Consider the following 15,334-nt stretch of genomic DNA (forward strand, 5'->3'; position numbering starts at 1 on the left):
ATGGTGCGGGCCGGGTTGACGGCGGATCGGGTGACGCTCGCCGGTGCCGAGCTGGCGGACGAGGTCGGGCTCGAGCACGTGACCATGTCGGCGGTGGCACGACGACTCGGGGTGAAGGACGCCAGCCTCTACGCGCACGTCCGCAGCCTCGAGGACCTGCGCGGGCGGATCGCGCTGCTGGCGGCGGACGAGAAGACCATCCGCATCGCCGAGGCGACCGCCGGGCGGGCCGGCAAGGACGCACTGGTCGCGTACGCGAACGCATGGCGGCAGTACGCCCACGATCACCCGGGCCGATACACGGCGACGCAGATCCCGATACAGATCGATCCCGAGCTGGTGGCCCGGGCAGCCGGGCCGCGACGCGCCATCGAGCTGACCTACAGCATGCTGCGCGGGTACGCACTGAAGGAACCCGACCTGACCGACGCGGTCCGGCTGATGCGCAGCACGCTCCACGGCTTCACCAGCCTTGAGGCCGCGGGCGGGTTCGCACACGCGCGCCCGGCGGAAGACACCTGGGTCCGCTGCCTCGACGCCCTGCACACCCTCCTGGAGCACTGGCCCACGCACGATGAAGGAGACCGAACGTGACCAGCCCGGCCATCGGCCGCCTACGCGTGGACGGCGCCACTCTGCACTACGAGGTGCGCGGAAAGGGCCCGCTCCTGCTGCTGATCCCCGGCGGCACGGGCGGCGCGGCTTCCTATGACGGCGTCGCCGACGACCTGGCCGCCGACTACACGGTCGCGTCCTACGACCCGCGCGGCATGTCCCGCAGCCCGCTGGACGACCCGGAAGCCCAGCAGCGGGTCGAGCAGCACGCCGACGACGCGTTCCGGCTGCTGGAACTGCTGTCTCCAGGCGTGCCCGCCCGCGTGGTCGGCTGCAGTTCGGGGGCGATCGTCGCGCTGCACCTGCTCACCACTCATCCCGGGCGGATCGAACGCGTCGTGGCGCACGAGCCGCCGATGGTGGAGGTGCTGCCGGACGCCGCCGAGCATCGCGCGCTTCTCGCCCGCGTGCAGGACACGTTCTGCCGGGAGGGGCTGATGCCCGCGGCGGCCGTGTTCGCGGCCGGCATGAGGCGGCCCGGTGCCGATCCCGCCGACGCCAAGGCGGCCACCGAACTCCCCCCGCAGGCGGCGGCCCGAGTGGAGCGGACGATGGCGGACATGCCCTACTTCCTCGGGCGTATCGTGCCGAGCTTCATGGCCTATACGCCGGACGTGGATCGTCTGAAGGCTCTGTCGGACCGGCTCGTGCTCGCCGGGGGAGCGGACTCGCGCGGTGAACTGCCCTACCGCCCCGCCGCATTCCTCGCCGAGCGGTTCGGCACGTCGTTCGTCCACTTCCCCGGCGGGCACACGGGCCTCAGCACGCACCCCGCGGAGTTCGGCGAGCTGCTCCGCAAGGTGCTGGAGATCGCCAACGCGCAGGCCGCCTCATGACCGGCAAGTCCCTCCCATGAGGGCGGCGTGGTAGAAGTCTTGCCGCCGAGTGTCGTATGAGGCGGTCGCCCGTTCGTCTTCCTGTCGAAGGCCGAGCATCGGGGCTCTGCCGGATCGGCAGCGAGAGAAGAGGGGCACCCATGAAGTACGTGCTGATGTTCGTCGAGACCGAGGAGTTCGGCAAGCGACTGGAGGAGATGAGCGATCTGGAGCGCGAGGCCGCCTACGAGGCGGTGGGCCGCTGGTTCGCCGAGAACTCCGAAAAGATCACGCATCACATGCATCTGGCGCCCGCGCACACCGCGACCACCGTACGTCTCGGCGACGGCGAGCCCGTCGTCACCGACGGGCCGTTCGTCGAGGGCAAGGAGGTCGTCAGCGGCTACGCCGAGGTGGAGGTGGCCGATCTGGACGAGGCGCTGAAGCTGGTCAGGTCCTGGCCGGCGTGCCCGCTCGTGGAGATCCGCCCGGTCTCGTGAGCGGACCGGACGACGGCCCGGAGAGCCGCGAGGCGCTGGCCCGCGTCGTGCGCGAGCACGCGGGCCGCCTCGCGGCGTGCCTGGTGTCGCTGCTGGGCGACTTCTCCGCGGCGGAGGACCTGGTGCAGGACGCCGTGGAGACCGCGCTGCGTCGCTGGCCGGTCGAGGGCGTGCCGGACCGGCCGGACGCCTGGCTGTTCACCGTGGCCCGCCGCCGCGGCCTCGACGTGCTGCGGCGGGAGACGAACTACCGCACCAAGCTGGCCCAGCTACGGTGGCCCGAGCCGGGAAAGGGCGACGACCGGCTACGGCTGATCTTCACGTGCTGCCATCCGGCGCTGGCGCCGGCGGCCCGGATCGCGCTGACCCTGCGGGTGGTGTGCGGGCTGAGCACCGCGCAGATCGCCGCGGCCTTCGTCGTGCCGGAGACGACGGTGGCCCAGCGGCTCACCCGCGCCAAACGAAAGATCGCCGAAGCGGGCATCCCCTACCGGATTCCGGCCGCAGAGGAGCTGCCCGAGCGGCTTGACGCCGTGCTCGCGGTCGTCTACCTGCTGTTCAACGAGGGCTATCTGTCCAGCACCGGTGAGCGGGCCGAGGCGCGCGACCTGGCCGACGACGCCGAGTGGCTGGCCGCGCTCCTGGCCGGCCTCATGCCGGGCGAGCCGGAGGTGGCCGGGCTGCTCGCGCTCATCCGGCTGCACCGGGCGCGCGGCGCGGCCCGGTTCGACTCCCACGGGCGTCTGGTGCCGCTCGCCGAGCAGGACCGCGACCTGTGGGACCGCGCCGCGATCGCCGAGGCGACCGCGTTGCTGACGCGCACCGCCAGGGCTCATCGCCGGCCGGGGCCCTACCAGTTGCAGGCCGCGATCGTGGCCTGTCACGCCGAGGCCGCCGGCTTCGAGCAGACCGACTGGGCGCAGATCCTCGTGTTGTACGACATGCTCCTGGCCGTGGCCCCCTCGCCGGTCACCCGGCTGCACCGGGCCATCGCCCTGCGCTACGTCAAGGGACCCGCGGCCGCGCTGGCGGAGTTGGCCGGTCTGGAGGAGGCCCTGTCCCGCTACCCGCTCCTGCACGCCACCCGAGCCGAACTGCTGCGCGCGCTGGGCGAGACGAGTCAGGCGCGGCTCTGCGACGAGCGGGCGCTGGGCCTGACCGCCAACCCTGCCCAGCAGGCCCTGCTCCACCAGCGGCTGGACCTGACACATGGAGAGTGGCTGTAGCGACCGGCCGGCTGAGCATCACAGCCATCGCAGGGGACCGTTCACTCGCCAGTCGCGGTGGACCGGGGTCACCGGCTTCCGACCCAGGCGTCATTTCGGTGGCCCTGGCACCCTTGCTCTGCCCCCGCTGGCACCCCGGCAGGACCCATGCGCGGGGAGGTAAGGTCGCCCGCGGTGATTCCGGGTGGAGGTTGGATGGATCAGGTGTGGACCTGGGACCAGGACGTGCCGCTGCGGTGGCTGCTGATCGATGAGGGCAGCAGTGGCGTGGACGGCTCCGATGTCCCCATGGCGCTGTGTGCCGAGGTCGACGGGTTGTTCGTCGATCCGGAACCGCCCGCGGCTCCCGAGCACTACACCCTGATCGGCTGCGAACCGGCCGGCTCGCTGTGTGAGGCACTACGACATGCCGGCACCGACCGGGCGTGGCTGGCCCGCGTTGTGCTGGACCCGGTGCACGATCCCCAGGACCGCCCGGGCGGCTGCCAGTCCTACAGCATCGGTTGCTCGTGCATGGAGGAGTTGTTCGACGTCACCGTGCTCGGCCGGCGCCCCTCGGCGGTGGGGCCCGGGCTCATGGACATCGACCTGCGCGGACACCTGCGCATCCTGGAGGAGATGCACTGGCCGCCGGCGCAGCCGCCCGCCGCGCAGAAGTTCGTGCTGACCGGTCTCGAGGAGGAGCCGCTGGGCCACTGCCTGCGTACCAGTGGGATCTTCCGGGAGCGCCCGCGTCGCCTGGTGCCTCCGGTGACCCTCATCGGCTGTCGGCCCGAGCCGCCGCTGCAGGCCCTGACGGGGCGGAAATCGGCCCGGCGCCGCTACCTGCGGGCAATGATCCACGCCGTCGACCACAGCGGGCGCGATGTAGACACGGGCCAGATGGTGTCGGCCACCGTGATCGGATCACGCCCCTCCTCGCTGGGCACCGGCCTCGTCGACGTCATCCTCGACGAAGGGCTCTACGAACCCCTGCCCAGCGGTGCCCGGGAGATCTGGGATCTCTGGCATGGCGGTCGGCCGACCCGCGCCAACCTGTGGGCCGGCTACGACCGGGCACTACGGCACGAATGGTCCGGCGCAGCCCTGCACCACCGTCACCACGGGCAGCCCGATCGGCCCGCCGGGTACACCTACCACCTCGACGGCCGGTTCGTCACCGACATCGAGGGCTTCTACTGCGCCATGGGCGAGGCCATCAACGGCCCCGGCGGCTACTTCGGCTGGAACCTTGACGCGCTCGCCGACTGCCTACGTGGACGATGGGGCGCCGCCCGCCCGTTCCGGCTCATCTGGCACCACTCCGACGTGGCCCGCCGGCACCTCGTGCCGGGCTACGACCGCCCGTCCTACAGCCAACGGAGCTGGGGGCCGGCGATCACCCTGCAGGACCTGCTCGACATCCTCGTCGCCGAATCCGGGATCGACGTCGACATGCGGTGAGCCTCGCCGCGTGTGCCAGCCGGACATCAGCCGGTGTTCGTGATCTACTTCGTAAAGGCGCTCACAGGAACTGCTCGTCGTTGCTTTTGGAGCGCGGGAGGCCGGTGACCTTGCGGCCCAGTAGGGCCAGCAGGCACATCATGACCAGGCCGACGGCCGCCAGGCCGAGGCGGTCGGCCGCCGTGTCGGTGTTGGAGATCAGGCCGAAGGCGGTGTGGGCGATCAGGGCGCCGGAGGCCAGGGCGAGGCTGTGCCGGTCCGTCCACAGTCCGCCGGCCGTCCAGCGGCGCAGGCGCCGCGCGGCGGTGACCGCCAGAACGGCGGCGGCCGACATGGGCACGATCACCCATCCGCCGTGGGTGAAGGCGGGCTGGGTCGCGCCGCCGAAGGGGAACAGCAACGCCAAGTATCCGAAGGCGGCCACGGCGCCGAACACCCCGGCCGCCACGGGCGCGGGCGGGCTGAGCGGGGGAATGCCCGGGCGAGGCTTCAGCCGCAGCCCCGCCGCCGTCAGCAGGACCACGGCAACCGCACAGCCCGCCAGGATCGCCGCCGGCGCCTCGTACCCGGGGTCGATGGACGTCACCACCGTCACCCGCAGCAGCAGCGCGCCGAGGACGAAGACCGTCCCGGCCACGCAGGTGCCGAGCCTGCCCAGGTAGGGCCGGTCGCGCAGGGACGGGACGATCAGGTCGGTCAGCAGGATCGGGATCGCGGCGCTGAAGACCGCGTGGTAGGGGATCTGTAGCTCGGCATAGGCGCTGTTCAGCCCCAGGATCCGGGGCGCCCACCCGGCGGCGCCGTAGATCGTGGGGCTGCTCAGCGCCTGCAGCGCCAAGCCCTCCTCGACGATGCCGTAGGCGGCGCCGAGCAGCAGCACCCCGGTCCAGCCCGTCCCTGCCCGTCGTACCAGCTCGCGCACCAGGACGACGCCCGCGCCGTATATCGGGATCCACAGCAGCAGGAGCCAGGCCATGCGCGGCGGCGGGTTGCCGAGGGTGAACTCGGCCACGAGCGGTGTGATCACCGCGAGGAGCAGTGCGGCCCGGCGGCCGCGCGTCTTGTTCGCCGTCATGCCGCCAGCGTGTTCCGCGCACACCACCCACGTCTGCCGCCCCGGGGCCTGCCCGTGGCAACCCGGGTGACAACCCGGCGCCGACTTTGGTTGCTGCCGTCGGCGGGCCCGCCGTCAGTACGCTGGGCGTCCGTGACGGCAGACGTACGGCCGGGCCCCGCCAGGACCCGGCGGGACCGGGCGATCCGGGCGGGAGGGGTCGCCTGCGCGCTGGCCGCGGCGGCGGTCGTCGTGCGAGACGACCTCGGCGCGGCTTCCGGCTGGTACCTGGTCGCGGACGTGGCCGGCGGCGCGGCGGCGTGCGGGGCGCTGTGGCTGTCGCGCCGGTGGCCGCCACCATGGCGCTGGTGGCCGTGGCGCTTGCGGTGCCCGCGGCCTCGGCGTCGGTCGCGGCCGGCATCGCCACGCTGACGACCGCCCTGTACCGGCGCTCGGTCGTCGCGATCGGCGTGGGCGCGGCCTGGGTGGCCGCGACGCTGGCCCGGTTCTGGCTGCGGCCGCCGGGCCTGGCGCCGTACCCGGTGTGGGCGCTGGTCGCGGTGCTGTCCGGGGTGGCGCTGACCGGGTGGGGGATGCTGGCGCGGGCCCGCCGTCAACTGGTGCTGTCGCTGGCGGAGCGGGTGCGCAGGGCCGAGGAGGAGCAGCGGCGGCGCGTCGAGCGGGCCCGCCACGACGAACGCCTGGCCATCGCCCGCGAGATGCACGACGTGCTGGCGCACCGGCTGTCGCTGCTGGCGCTGCACGCCGGGGCGCTCCAGTTCAACGCGCGGGCCGACCCCGCGGAGGTGGTCGAGGCGGCCGCGGTGGTGCGGTCCAGCGCGCACCAGGCGCTGCAGGAGCTGCGCCAGGTCATCTCGGTGCTCCGTGAGGCGCCCGTCCTGGCCGAGCTGGACCTGCGCACGCTGGTCGAGGAGGTACGGCGGGCGGGTATGGAGGTCGAGGTGCACGACGGCGGCGTGCGCCTGCCCGACCTGCCGGGCGCGACGGCGCGGGCGGCCTACCGGATCGTCCAGGAGGGCCTCACCAACGCCAGGAAACACGCGCCGGGCAGGCCGGTGACCGTCCGCCTCGAGGGCGGGCCGGACCGGGGGCTCGCCATCGAGGTACGCAATGCCGTGGTGCACGCTCCCCGGGGCGAGGGTGCCGGCCTCGCCGGGATGCGGGAGCGGGCCGAGCTGGCGGGCGGCCGGGTGGAGCAGGCCGGGGTGGAGAAAGGCGAGTTCCGCCTGGCGGTCTGGTTACCATGGCCGGTGTGAGCGCCATACGCGTGCTGGTCGTGGACGACGATCCGCTCGTCAGGGCGGGTCTGACGCTGATGCTCAAGGGCGCCGACGAGCTCGTCGTGGTGGGCGCCGTGGCCGACGGCGCCGACGTCGGAGCCGCGGTCGACGCGCATGCGCCCGATGTGGTGCTCATGGACATCCGGATGCCGGGCCTGGACGGGATCGACGCCACCCGGCTGCTGCGGCGGCGGCCCGACCCTCCCCACGTCATCATGCTGACCACGTTCGACGCCGACGAGCACGTCTTCGGCGCGCTGCGCGCCGGGGCCAGCGGGTTCCTGCTCAAGGACACCCCGCCGGAGGGCATCGTGGACGCGGTCCTCCGGGTCGCGGCGGGCGAGCCGATGCTGTCACCCGGCGTGACCCGCCGCCTGATCGCCCACCTGGCGCCGGAGGCGGAGGACCGCCGCCGCGACGACGCGCGCAGGCTGCTGTCCAGGCTCAGCGATCGCGAGCGCGAGGTCGCCGCCGCGGTCGGCCAGGGCAGGTCCAACGCGGACATCGCGGCCGAGCTCCACATGAGCGTCGGCACGGTCAAGAGCTACATCTCTCGCATCCTCGCGAAGACCGACCTGGACAATCGCGTCCAACTCGCCCTCATCGCCCACGACAGTCCGCTCTAGCCGAGCCCGTTTGAGCGGGGCGGCGGAGTTCACTCGACGACGACGGGGGCGAGCGCCGCGGACAGCAGGCGGCGCGGGGCGCCCGAGCCGTCCGCCGGCGCCGTCCAGATGTCGGCGCCGAAGTCGCCCGGCAGCGCGTAGCCGAGCGTGCGGGCGTCGAGCCACACCGCCTGGTCGTCGACGCTGCGCCGCTCGGCGACCGGGGTCTCCCGCATGGTCCGAAGGTCGAGGACGTACAGCCGCCACGGCGCGTCCTCGGGCAGGCCGGGCACCCGCTTCTTGAACGCGATGCGGGTGCCGTCGGGGGAGAGCGACGGGCACTCCACGTTCTGCCGGACCGTGGTCAGGGTGCGGGCCGCGACGTCGCCGCGCGCCAGCCACGTTCGGCCCCCGGTCGCGAGGGTGACCCAGAAGTGGCCGTCGTCGGCGAAGGTCACTCCCCACAGGTTGACGTCGGCCGCGTGATAGGGACGGCCGTCCTTGAGCACCCGGTAGGTCTCCAGGTTGTCCTGCAGAGACCAGGTGCGCGTGTCCAGGATCGAGGTGCGGGTGGAGAAGTTCGTCCCCGCGTACGAGTCGCCGCTCACGAAGACGGTCCAGGCCGCCATGCGGCCGGACGGGGAGACCCTCGTGCGGGTGGGGATGCCGGCGAGGGGGAACGCCCGCCGTTCCCGCAGTCGCGCGTCGAGCACCACGGCTCGATAGGTGTCGCCCAGCGGGCCGTGATCGGCCTGGAGGCAGGCGCCGGTGCCGGACGAGGCGTGGAAGCGCAGGCACCGCACGCCGGACGAGACGCGCGGGCCTCCCGGGTCGTCCGCGGGTACGGACACGACCTCGTCGCGGTGCGGACCCCACGCCATCGTCCGGAAGAGCATCCGGCGGCCCTGTCCCGTGGCGAGTGTGACCGCACCCGGACCGGCGGCGGGTTCCCCCGCCCGCGGCAGGCCCCGGCTCTCCGCGCGGGCTGCGGCGTGCACCACCGCCCAGGCGGACAGGCCCCCGAGGAGCAGCACCGCGGCCAGCAGGACCGCCAGGCGAGGTGGGACGGTCACCGGGCTCCTTTCTCGTCGCACGGTCAGCTCGTCCGATGCCGGGAGGGGCACGCGGAGGGACCCGCGGGGGAGCAGGCGGAGGGACGCAACGCGGCGATCGCGATGGGAGTGGAGACCGCCAGCCCCGCCGTCGCGAGGGCCAGCGCCGGGCCGTCGCCCCAGACCGTCCAGGCGGCGCCGAACCCGATCGAGCAGGCGAACCGGGCGAGGGCCTGGCCGGTGCCCACCAGGGCCAGGCCTCTTGCCCTCATCGCGTCCGGCACGACGCCGGCGACCGCGGCCGCCAGCACGCCGTCGGTCGCCGCGTAGAAGGCCCCGTGCAGCACGAGCACCGCCGCCACCGCCGGCAGCGGCCCGCCGGGAACGGCCAGCACCAGCCCGTACGCGACGAGCAGCGCAAGGTGCCCGAGCAGGAACAGCCTCCGCCGCCCGATCCGGTCGGCGACGGCGCCGGCGGGTACGGCCAGCAGCAGGAAGGCGGCCGCGGTCCCGAGCGGGAGCAAGGGGAACCACTGCGCGGGCACCTCGAACCTGCGCTGCAGCAGCAGGTAGACGAAGGAGTCGCTCACCGTCGTGAGCCCCAGCAGCACCGCGCACGCCGCCAGCCGTGGCAGGCCGGGCATCCGCAGGAGCGCGGGTGCCCGGAGCGGGCCGGAGGGTGTCGCACTCCCGGCGGCGCCCACGCCGCCGGAACGGCCGGGGACGAAGAGCACCAGCACCAGCACGCCCAGCGCGGCGACGCAGGCACTGACCGTGAAGACGGCGTCGTAGCCCTCCGCCGCCACCCCCAGCACCAGGAACGCGAGGACGGGCCCGCAGAGTGCTCCGGCGGTGTCCATCGCCCGGTGCACGCCGAACGCCTGCCCGCGGCGCTCGGGCGGGGTGGCCAGGGAGATGAGGGCGTCCCTGGGGGCGGTGCGCAGGCCCTTGCCCGTACGGTCGAGGGCCAGCACCGCGCCGATCAGCGGCAGGGTGTGGGCGACCAGCAGCAGCGGCTTGCACAGCGCCGACAGGCCGTAACCGGCCACGGCGACCGCCTTGTGCCGCCCGCCCCCACCGTCGGCGAGGTGGCCTCCGGCCAGCCTCACCAGGGCGCCGACCCCGTTGTAGACGCCGTCCAGCAGGCCGAAGCCGAGCGGGGACAGCCCCAGCCCGGAGACGAGGTAGAGCGGCAGCACGGCGGTGACCATCTCCGCCGACACGTCCGTGATCAGGCTCACCGCGCCCAGGGCCAGCACGGTTCCCGGAACAGCGGCCCACCGCCGTCCCCGCTGCGGGACGGCGGCGGGCGCGTCGCGGCTGTCCGCGAGATACACGCGCTCAGTTCCAGACGCCGGAGATGGCCGACGCCGACGCCGCGTTGCCCGCGTGGCCGGTGCCGTACATGTCCTCGAGGGTGCGCAGCAGGTTGTAGTGGTTGTAGGTGGTGCCGGAGGACGACCCCGCCAGCACCGGCTGGCCGTACAGCACGGTGGCGATGCGGTTGCCGCTCAGCCGGTTGTCCTCGTCGAAGGTGACCACGAGAAGGCTGTTGTGGGTCTTGGCCCAGGTCGCGTACGCGCCGAGGTTGTTCTTCAACCAGGTGTCACCGGTGGACACCGAGCAGTCGTGCATGTCGCTGCACAGGTTCGGGACGACGAACGACACCTTGGGCAGCTTGGTGAAGTCGGTGGGGAACTGGGCGAACGTGTACGCGGTGGACGTCGGCACGTTGGAGAAGCCGAACCAGGGGTTGTGCTTGCGGGCGTACTTGCCGCTGCTGCACGTGGTCGAGCCCTGGCTGGGCAGCGACTCGTTGTAGCTGGCCCAGCTCTTGCCCGCGGCGATCAGCTCCGACGCCAGGTTGGGCGCGGAACTGAAGCCGGGGGTGTAGCAGGAGTCGTCGGTGATGCCCTGCGTCGACCCGGAGAACATGGCGAAGTAGTTGGGCTGGCTGGGGTGGGTCTCGGCGTAGAAGGCGGTCAGGTTGGCCCCGCCGCTCTTCAGGGAGTTGATGTAAGGGGCGCTGGAGCTGCCGATGATCTGGGAGTAGGCGTGGTTCTCGAAGACCACGACCACCGTGTGGTCCGGCGTCGGCAACGTGGCCGCCTGGGCGCCGGCGCCTCCGGCGGCCCACAGGCCCAGGGAGGCCGCGGACAGCGTCAAGGCGGTGGCGAGAGCGGTGATCGGGCGGGACGGCATGGCTGTCCTCCACAGGGGGGGTGGCTGCGACCAGCTCAGGCTAGGAACGCCCCGTGACGCGGACCGCACGCCCGATGTGAAGGTTGGCCGAACGCTGAGTGAAGCTCCCTGTCACCTGATTTCCGGTACGCCTCGCGGCGCAGATTTCGGAAGCGGTCGCTCGGTCTCGGCGAGCGCGAGGAGTGGGCCGGGGAGCTGACGGCGTCGCTGCTCCCGGCCGGCCGCGGTGATCGCGTCATGGCCGGCCAGGTGGATTCCGCGACAGACGATCGAAGATCGTTCTAGGCTGAGGCACCGTGCATACGCTCAGGGTGATCCTCGCGATGTTCGTCCTCTACGCCCTCACCTTGGGCCCCGCGTCCCCCGTGTCGGGCCGGTTGGTCGTGGAACGCGCGACGTCCGTGGCCGTCGAGGTGTTCACCATGGACTTGACCGACTTCCTCGACGAGCCCTACGACTCGCGAATCGAGCCGTTCAACCATGCCCTGGACGCGGCCATGCAACGCGTGGAGGCACACCCGAAGGACCTCGCCCCGCCGTACCTGCTGAAGCGGCCATATCGGCTGGTCGCTCCGTACATCACCGATCGTGGGCGGGCGCTGGCCGCCGCACCGCTCACCGGTGTCGCGTGGCCCGACCAGGTGCGGACCCCCTTCACGATTACCCCGGTCGTGCGGCAGGTGCGGCACAGCCGGGCGGAGCTCGAGGCCGTGTTGGACGCCGTGATGTCACCGCCCGACGATCCGAGGATCTTGAGCGGCCACATCGACGCCGAGCGGAACCGGGTCGTGATAGAGGTGGACGACGTCGACGTGCGGCTGCGTCGCCGGCTGGCCCAGGAGTACGGCTCCGACCTGATCGCCATCCAGTGGAGCCCGGGAGACGATCACTCGTACTCGTTTTGACGACGACGTCGCAAAGACTGCGTTGGGCTTACTTCAGTAGATGCCGGTCACTCCTGCGGTACGCAGGTCCGCGATGCTCCGGCGCTCCCGTACGGGCGGCTTCGTGTCGTCCCGGAGCGGGACTCCGATGGCCGTCATCGTGAGGATGTGCCAGCCGAGCCTCGTTCATGCCTGACACCAGTGGGCCGGGTCGTGTGCGCCGAGCAGCCGCGTCAAGGTCGCCATGAGATGGGTGATCTCCGCAGCGTCGAGTGGATCCAGGAGGCGCGTGGTGGCGGTGGCGAGGGCGTCGTCGGCGCGGGTGAGCAGCTCGCTGCCGAGCGCCGTCGGTTCGATGACGCGGCGCCTCCTGTCCTTCTTGTCCGGCGTCCGGTTTATCGCCTCGAGGGCTTCGAGCTTGTCCAGGTACGTGACCAGGTCGCCGGGGTCGAGCGCGAGCCGTTCCGCGACATCGCGCTGCATGAGGGGGCCGCATTCACGGAGGCAGGCAAGAATCCCGTGCTCAGCCTGCGTAAGGCCGACCTCTGCCAATGCCTCGCTGCACGCCCGGCGGGCCATCGTGGCCGCGCGCGCGAGGAGGAACGTGGGCTGTCGGCGAAGGGACTCAGGGTGCATCGACACGGCGCCACAGTAGCAAATGCTTGGACGGCCCGATACTTGGATATCCCTAGTATCCTCACCGAGCACGCGCAGGGACTCGGAGAAGGAGTTGGCGATGACGTCGAGCCGAACGGTGGCAGTGTCTTGCGGGGAGTTGACGTACACCGAGGCTGGGGACCTTGGCGCCCCGGTGCTCGTTCTGCTGCACGGCTGGCCTCAGTCTCGGCGATGCTGGGACCGGCTCATTCCTCTCGCGGCGGACACGCATCGGGTGATCGCCTTCGACCTGCCCGGTATCGGAGACTCCGCCGGCGTTCGTACGGACGGGACCAAGCACCGGATCGCCGCCGTTCTCCACCAGGCACTCGCCAACCTCGGCGCGACAGACGCGGTGCTCGTGGGGCATGACATCGGGGGCATGATCGCTTACGACTACGTCCATCACTACGACGACGCTTCTCGCGCGGTCATCCTGGACGCGGTCATCCCCGGCGTCGACCCATGGAACCGGATCCTGGCCAACCCACGCTTGTGGCACTTCGCGTTCCATGCCACGCCTGATCTCCCCGAGAGCCTCGTCAGCGGTCGAGAGCACGCCTACTTCCGGCACTTCTTCGACCCGCTCACCCATCCCGGCCATCCCATCCCCGCCGAACAGCAACGCGTCTACGCCAAGGCCTACGCCACCCCGGCCGCCCTCACGTCAGGCTTCGACATGTACCGCGCGTTCGCCGCGGACAGCGACCACAACCGTTCACTCGACGCCTGCGCGACACCGTTGCTCTACCTGCGTGGCGAACACGGCATGCGCATGACCACGACCTCTCTCGACGTCTACCGAGAGGGACTCTCAGCCGCAGGGAACGAAGATCTCACCGTCGGGCTCGTCCCCGACGCCGTCCACTACCTCCCGGAAGAGAACCCGGACGGCACATGGCAAGCGATCACCCGCTTTCTCGGCGCCTGAACCCACCCGCCCGGCGGCCGAGAAGATCAGGGCCGGTAGCTGCTGGGCCGGAACAGAGCGGTTCCGGCCCAGCGTCCTGTCACGTGTCACACCGGGTCCTGCCCGGCCTGGAACTGCTGCGAATCAGGCCGTGGGCGCGGCCGCGCGGACGAAGTCGGTCACCGAAGCCGGCGTGATCTGCGGGTACCTGTCGTTGTCGAGGGCGTCGAATTTGGCCTTTCCGGTCACCATGCACCACTGGTACTGGAGAGCGACATAGTCGAACGGGTTCTGGGTTCGGGCGGCTCGGCGTTCGATCTCCGCGCGCAGCTCGTCGGCGGTGCCGAGGTGCCGCAGCTCCAGGGTGCGGCCCGAGCCGCGCTGGACGGCCTCGTGGAACTGCCGCATCGACAGCACTTCACCGGCGAAACGCAGCGTGCCGGTGGCCTTCGGGTCCAGGGCGACGGCGGCGGTGTAGGCGGCGGTATCGCGCACCGAGGTCAGGTCGAGCGGCTGATCCGGGTCGCCCCAGTGGGACAGGGTGCCCCGATCCCAGTCGACCAGGCCCATGAAACCGACCATCACTTCGTAGAACGCGCCGTTGAGCACGGAGATCACGTCAACACCGGCGTGGGCGTACTCGGCGGCGGCCCGGCGACGCCAGTCGATCATGACGTTGTCGCCGTCCTCCAGCTTGGTCACGTCGATGGCGAAGTCGGAGGGGACGAACCGGCGGGCACCGGCCTTCGCCGCGGCGCGCGCCAGGTTGGCTTGGCCGTCCACGATCACCTCGGGGCCACCTTGCACGGCCGAGACGACGGTGGCGGCGTCGCCGATGGCCTCGGCCAGCGCCTCGGCAGGGTCGGTGATGTCGCCTTCGACCACCTCCAGGCCGCGCGACCGCAGCGCTGTGAGTGCGGTCTTCTTGTCCGTGCCGGCGCCGGGCCGCACCAGGGCCCGGACGGGCGCGCCCCGGTCGAGAAGGGCGCTGATGATCTGGCTGCCGAGCAGTCCCGTGGCACCGGCCACGAAGACCTTGGGGAAATTGGACACGTTTACCGGCTCCTTGTTCGGAAACAAATCGGAACTTCACCCAGGCCGGTTACGGCTCTTGGGCGTCTTTGGGGGTCCGCACAGGACTCAGGGAATGAGCAGGGTCTTGCCGAGCGTGTCGCGCGCCTCGACGGCGGCGTGCGCGTCGGCCGCTTTCTCCAGGGGGAACCGCTGGCCGATCACCGGCGTGAGCCGACCGGCGGCGGCCAGGTCGAGCACCTCGGTCACCAACTCGCGGGCGAAGGCGGGCCGACTCCAGATGAGGCCCGCGCTGAATCCGCTGACGGTCAGGCCCCGGCCCATCAGCTGCATGGGCGCGGCCTCCAGCGGCACGCCGCTGGAGAAGCCGAAAACGACCTGCCGGCCGGAGCCCGGGGTGAGCAGCCCGAGCGCCTCCTGTCCGAGTGTCCCGCCGATGTGGTCGAACACCACCTCCACCGAACCGCCCACCGCCTCACGGACCCGATCGGTCCAGCCGGGCAGCGAGTAGTCGACGACATGGCCGACACCAAGCCTGGTGACGAGGTCGAGCTTGTGTTCACCACGTGCCGCGCCGACGACCGTCGCGCCCGCTCGCGTGAGCAACTGCACCAAAACCGTGCCGACGGCGCCGGCGGCGGCCAGAACCAGCACACGATCACCAGGGGCCACCCGCGCCGCACGAATCAGGCCCTGGGCTGTGGCCCCGTACCGGTAGAGCGCGACGGCGTCGTGCAGGCCGAGCCCCGCCGGAATCGGGATGAGCGAGTCAGCGGGTACGGCGGCCATTTCGGCGTACCCGCCCGTCCCCGAGGTGCTGGCAAGGACCTGAGTGCCGACGAGGGCGGGATCACATCCGGCGCCGACCTCCGCGACCTCTCCAACGATCTCCTTGCCGAGAACGACCGGCAGGCCCTTGCCGCCCAGCGCGCCGCGCATCACTCCCGAGCGCACCTGGGTCTCCAGAAACTGGACGCCGACGGCGGCCACCCGTACGGTGACCTGCCCCGCCCCCGGCCGAGGTTCGGGCACTTCTTC

General features: G+C 71.8%; 16 protein-coding genes. 9 read left to right on the forward strand and 7 right to left on the reverse strand.

Going from position 1 to position 15,334, the window contains the following annotated elements:
* From B1L11_RS28695 to B1L11_RS28715, 5 genes are all read left to right on the forward strand, one after another.
* Entirely contained in the window at positions 1-594 is a 594-nt protein-coding gene (locus tag B1L11_RS28695; protein ID WP_079318088.1) for a TetR/AcrR family transcriptional regulator, read from the forward strand.
* Positions 591-1,451, forward strand: a complete 861-nt coding sequence (locus B1L11_RS28700; protein WP_079318007.1) for an alpha/beta fold hydrolase — start codon at positions 591-593, stop codon at positions 1,449-1,451. Before B1L11_RS28695 ends, B1L11_RS28700 begins: the two co-directional genes overlap by 4 nt.
* 140 nt (positions 1,452-1,591) lie before the next feature.
* Entirely contained in the window at positions 1,592-1,930 is a 339-nt protein-coding gene (locus tag B1L11_RS28705) for a YciI family protein (RefSeq protein ID WP_079318009.1), read from the forward strand.
* A complete protein-coding gene (locus tag B1L11_RS28710; RefSeq protein WP_079318011.1) occupies positions 1,927-3,156 on the forward strand; it encodes an RNA polymerase sigma factor in 1,230 nt (409 codons plus the stop codon). Before B1L11_RS28705 ends, B1L11_RS28710 begins: the two co-directional genes overlap by 4 nt.
* Positions 3,157-3,351: 195 nt before the next feature.
* Positions 3,352-4,599 carry a barstar family protein gene (locus B1L11_RS28715; RefSeq protein ID WP_079318013.1) on the forward strand — a complete coding sequence of 416 codons (1,248 nt, stop codon included), beginning with the start codon at positions 3,352-3,354 and terminating at the stop codon, positions 4,597-4,599.
* Positions 4,600-4,660: 61 nt separating this feature from the next.
* On the opposite strand, the gene B1L11_RS28720 is transcribed toward B1L11_RS28715, so the two are convergent.
* Positions 4,661-5,674: a hypothetical protein gene (locus tag B1L11_RS28720; RefSeq protein ID WP_079318015.1), complete on the reverse strand. Its 1,014-nt coding sequence runs from the start codon at positions 5,672-5,674 to the stop codon at positions 4,661-4,663.
* A gap of 311 nt (positions 5,675-5,985) precedes the next feature.
* On the opposite strand from B1L11_RS28720, the gene B1L11_RS28725 reads away from it, so the two are divergent.
* Both B1L11_RS28725 and B1L11_RS28730 read left to right on the forward strand, forming a co-directional pair.
* Positions 5,986-6,930 carry a sensor histidine kinase gene (locus B1L11_RS28725; protein WP_079318017.1) on the forward strand — a complete coding sequence of 315 codons (945 nt, stop codon included), beginning with the start codon at positions 5,986-5,988 and terminating at the stop codon, positions 6,928-6,930.
* Positions 6,918-7,580 carry a response regulator transcription factor gene (locus B1L11_RS28730; protein ID WP_079318019.1) on the forward strand — a complete coding sequence of 221 codons (663 nt, stop codon included), beginning with the start codon at positions 6,918-6,920 and terminating at the stop codon, positions 7,578-7,580. The genes B1L11_RS28725 and B1L11_RS28730 overlap by 13 nt, the downstream gene beginning before the upstream one ends.
* A 29-nt stretch (positions 7,581-7,609) precedes the next feature.
* Here B1L11_RS28730 and B1L11_RS28735 read toward each other — a convergent pair whose 3' ends face one another.
* Genes B1L11_RS28735 through B1L11_RS28745 form a run of 3 tightly spaced genes read right to left on the reverse strand, consistent with a single transcriptional unit; the run spans position 7,610 to position 10,813 of the window.
* Positions 7,610-8,632 (reverse strand): PD40 domain-containing protein, encoded by a 1,023-nt coding sequence (locus B1L11_RS28735; RefSeq protein WP_079318021.1) that lies wholly within the window; start codon positions 8,630-8,632, stop codon positions 7,610-7,612.
* A gap of 23 nt (positions 8,633-8,655) precedes the next feature.
* Positions 8,656-9,948 (reverse strand): MFS transporter, encoded by a 1,293-nt coding sequence (locus B1L11_RS28740; protein WP_079318023.1) that lies wholly within the window; start codon positions 9,946-9,948, stop codon positions 8,656-8,658.
* A gap of 4 nt (positions 9,949-9,952) precedes the next feature.
* The gene (locus B1L11_RS28745; RefSeq protein ID WP_079318025.1) at positions 9,953-10,813 is read right to left on the reverse strand and encodes an alkaline phosphatase family protein; all 861 of its coding nucleotides are present in this window, start codon (positions 10,811-10,813) and stop codon (positions 9,953-9,955) included.
* 296 nt (positions 10,814-11,109) lie between these two features.
* Here B1L11_RS28745 and B1L11_RS28750 point away from each other — a divergent pair, with 296 nt between their 5' ends.
* Positions 11,110-11,718 carry a hypothetical protein gene (locus B1L11_RS28750; protein WP_143737618.1) on the forward strand — a complete coding sequence of 203 codons (609 nt, stop codon included), beginning with the start codon at positions 11,110-11,112 and terminating at the stop codon, positions 11,716-11,718.
* A 165-nt stretch (positions 11,719-11,883) separates the two neighbouring features.
* Here the strand turns inward: B1L11_RS28750 and B1L11_RS28755 are convergent, their stop codons facing one another.
* On the reverse strand, positions 11,884-12,483 hold the full coding sequence (locus tag B1L11_RS28755; protein WP_256862978.1) for a MarR family winged helix-turn-helix transcriptional regulator: 600 nt from the start codon (positions 12,481-12,483) through the stop codon (positions 11,884-11,886).
* Between B1L11_RS28755 and B1L11_RS28760 the strand changes: the two genes are divergently transcribed.
* Positions 12,434-13,285 carry an alpha/beta fold hydrolase gene (locus B1L11_RS28760; protein ID WP_179155365.1) on the forward strand — a complete coding sequence of 284 codons (852 nt, stop codon included), beginning with the start codon at positions 12,434-12,436 and terminating at the stop codon, positions 13,283-13,285. The genes B1L11_RS28755 and B1L11_RS28760 overlap by 50 nt on opposite strands.
* Positions 13,286-13,408: 123 nt before the next feature.
* Here the strand turns inward: B1L11_RS28760 and B1L11_RS28765 are convergent, their stop codons facing one another.
* Together B1L11_RS28765 and B1L11_RS28770 are read right to left on the reverse strand one after the other, a co-directional pair.
* Positions 13,409-14,317 (reverse strand): NmrA family NAD(P)-binding protein, encoded by a 909-nt coding sequence (locus B1L11_RS28765; RefSeq protein WP_079318033.1) that lies wholly within the window; start codon positions 14,315-14,317, stop codon positions 13,409-13,411.
* 87 nt (positions 14,318-14,404) lie between these two features.
* Positions 14,405-15,328, reverse strand: coding sequence for a zinc-binding dehydrogenase (locus tag B1L11_RS28770; protein WP_256862979.1), 924 nt, complete (start codon positions 15,326-15,328; stop codon positions 14,405-14,407).
* Between the last annotated feature and the right edge of the window lie 6 nt (positions 15,329-15,334).

Source organism: Microbispora sp. GKU 823 (assembly GCF_002027145.1).
GTDB lineage: Bacteria > Actinomycetota > Actinomycetes > Streptosporangiales > Streptosporangiaceae > Microbispora > Microbispora siamensis.

Excerpts from the sequence above, each read along its gene's own strand:
- B1L11_RS28760 (WP_179155365.1), top strand. The coding sequence starts at position 12,434 with ATGACGTCGAGCCGAACGGTGGCAGTGTCTTGCGGGGAGTTGACGTAC.
- B1L11_RS28705 (WP_079318009.1), top strand. The coding sequence starts at position 1,592 with ATGAAGTACGTGCTGATGTTCGTCGAGACCGAGGAGTTCGGCAAGCGA.
- B1L11_RS28730 (WP_079318019.1), top strand. The coding sequence starts at position 6,918 with ATGGCCGGTGTGAGCGCCATACGCGTGCTGGTCGTGGACGACGATCCG.
- B1L11_RS28695 (WP_079318088.1), top strand. The coding sequence starts at position 1 with ATGGTGCGGGCCGGGTTGACGGCGGATCGGGTGACGCTCGCCGGTGCC.
- B1L11_RS28715 (WP_079318013.1), top strand. The coding sequence starts at position 3,352 with ATGGATCAGGTGTGGACCTGGGACCAGGACGTGCCGCTGCGGTGGCTG.
- B1L11_RS28745 (WP_079318025.1), bottom strand. The coding sequence starts at position 10,813 with ATGCCGTCCCGCCCGATCACCGCTCTCGCCACCGCCTTGACGCTGTCC.
- B1L11_RS28720 (WP_079318015.1), bottom strand. The coding sequence starts at position 5,674 with ATGACGGCGAACAAGACGCGCGGCCGCCGGGCCGCACTGCTCCTCGCG.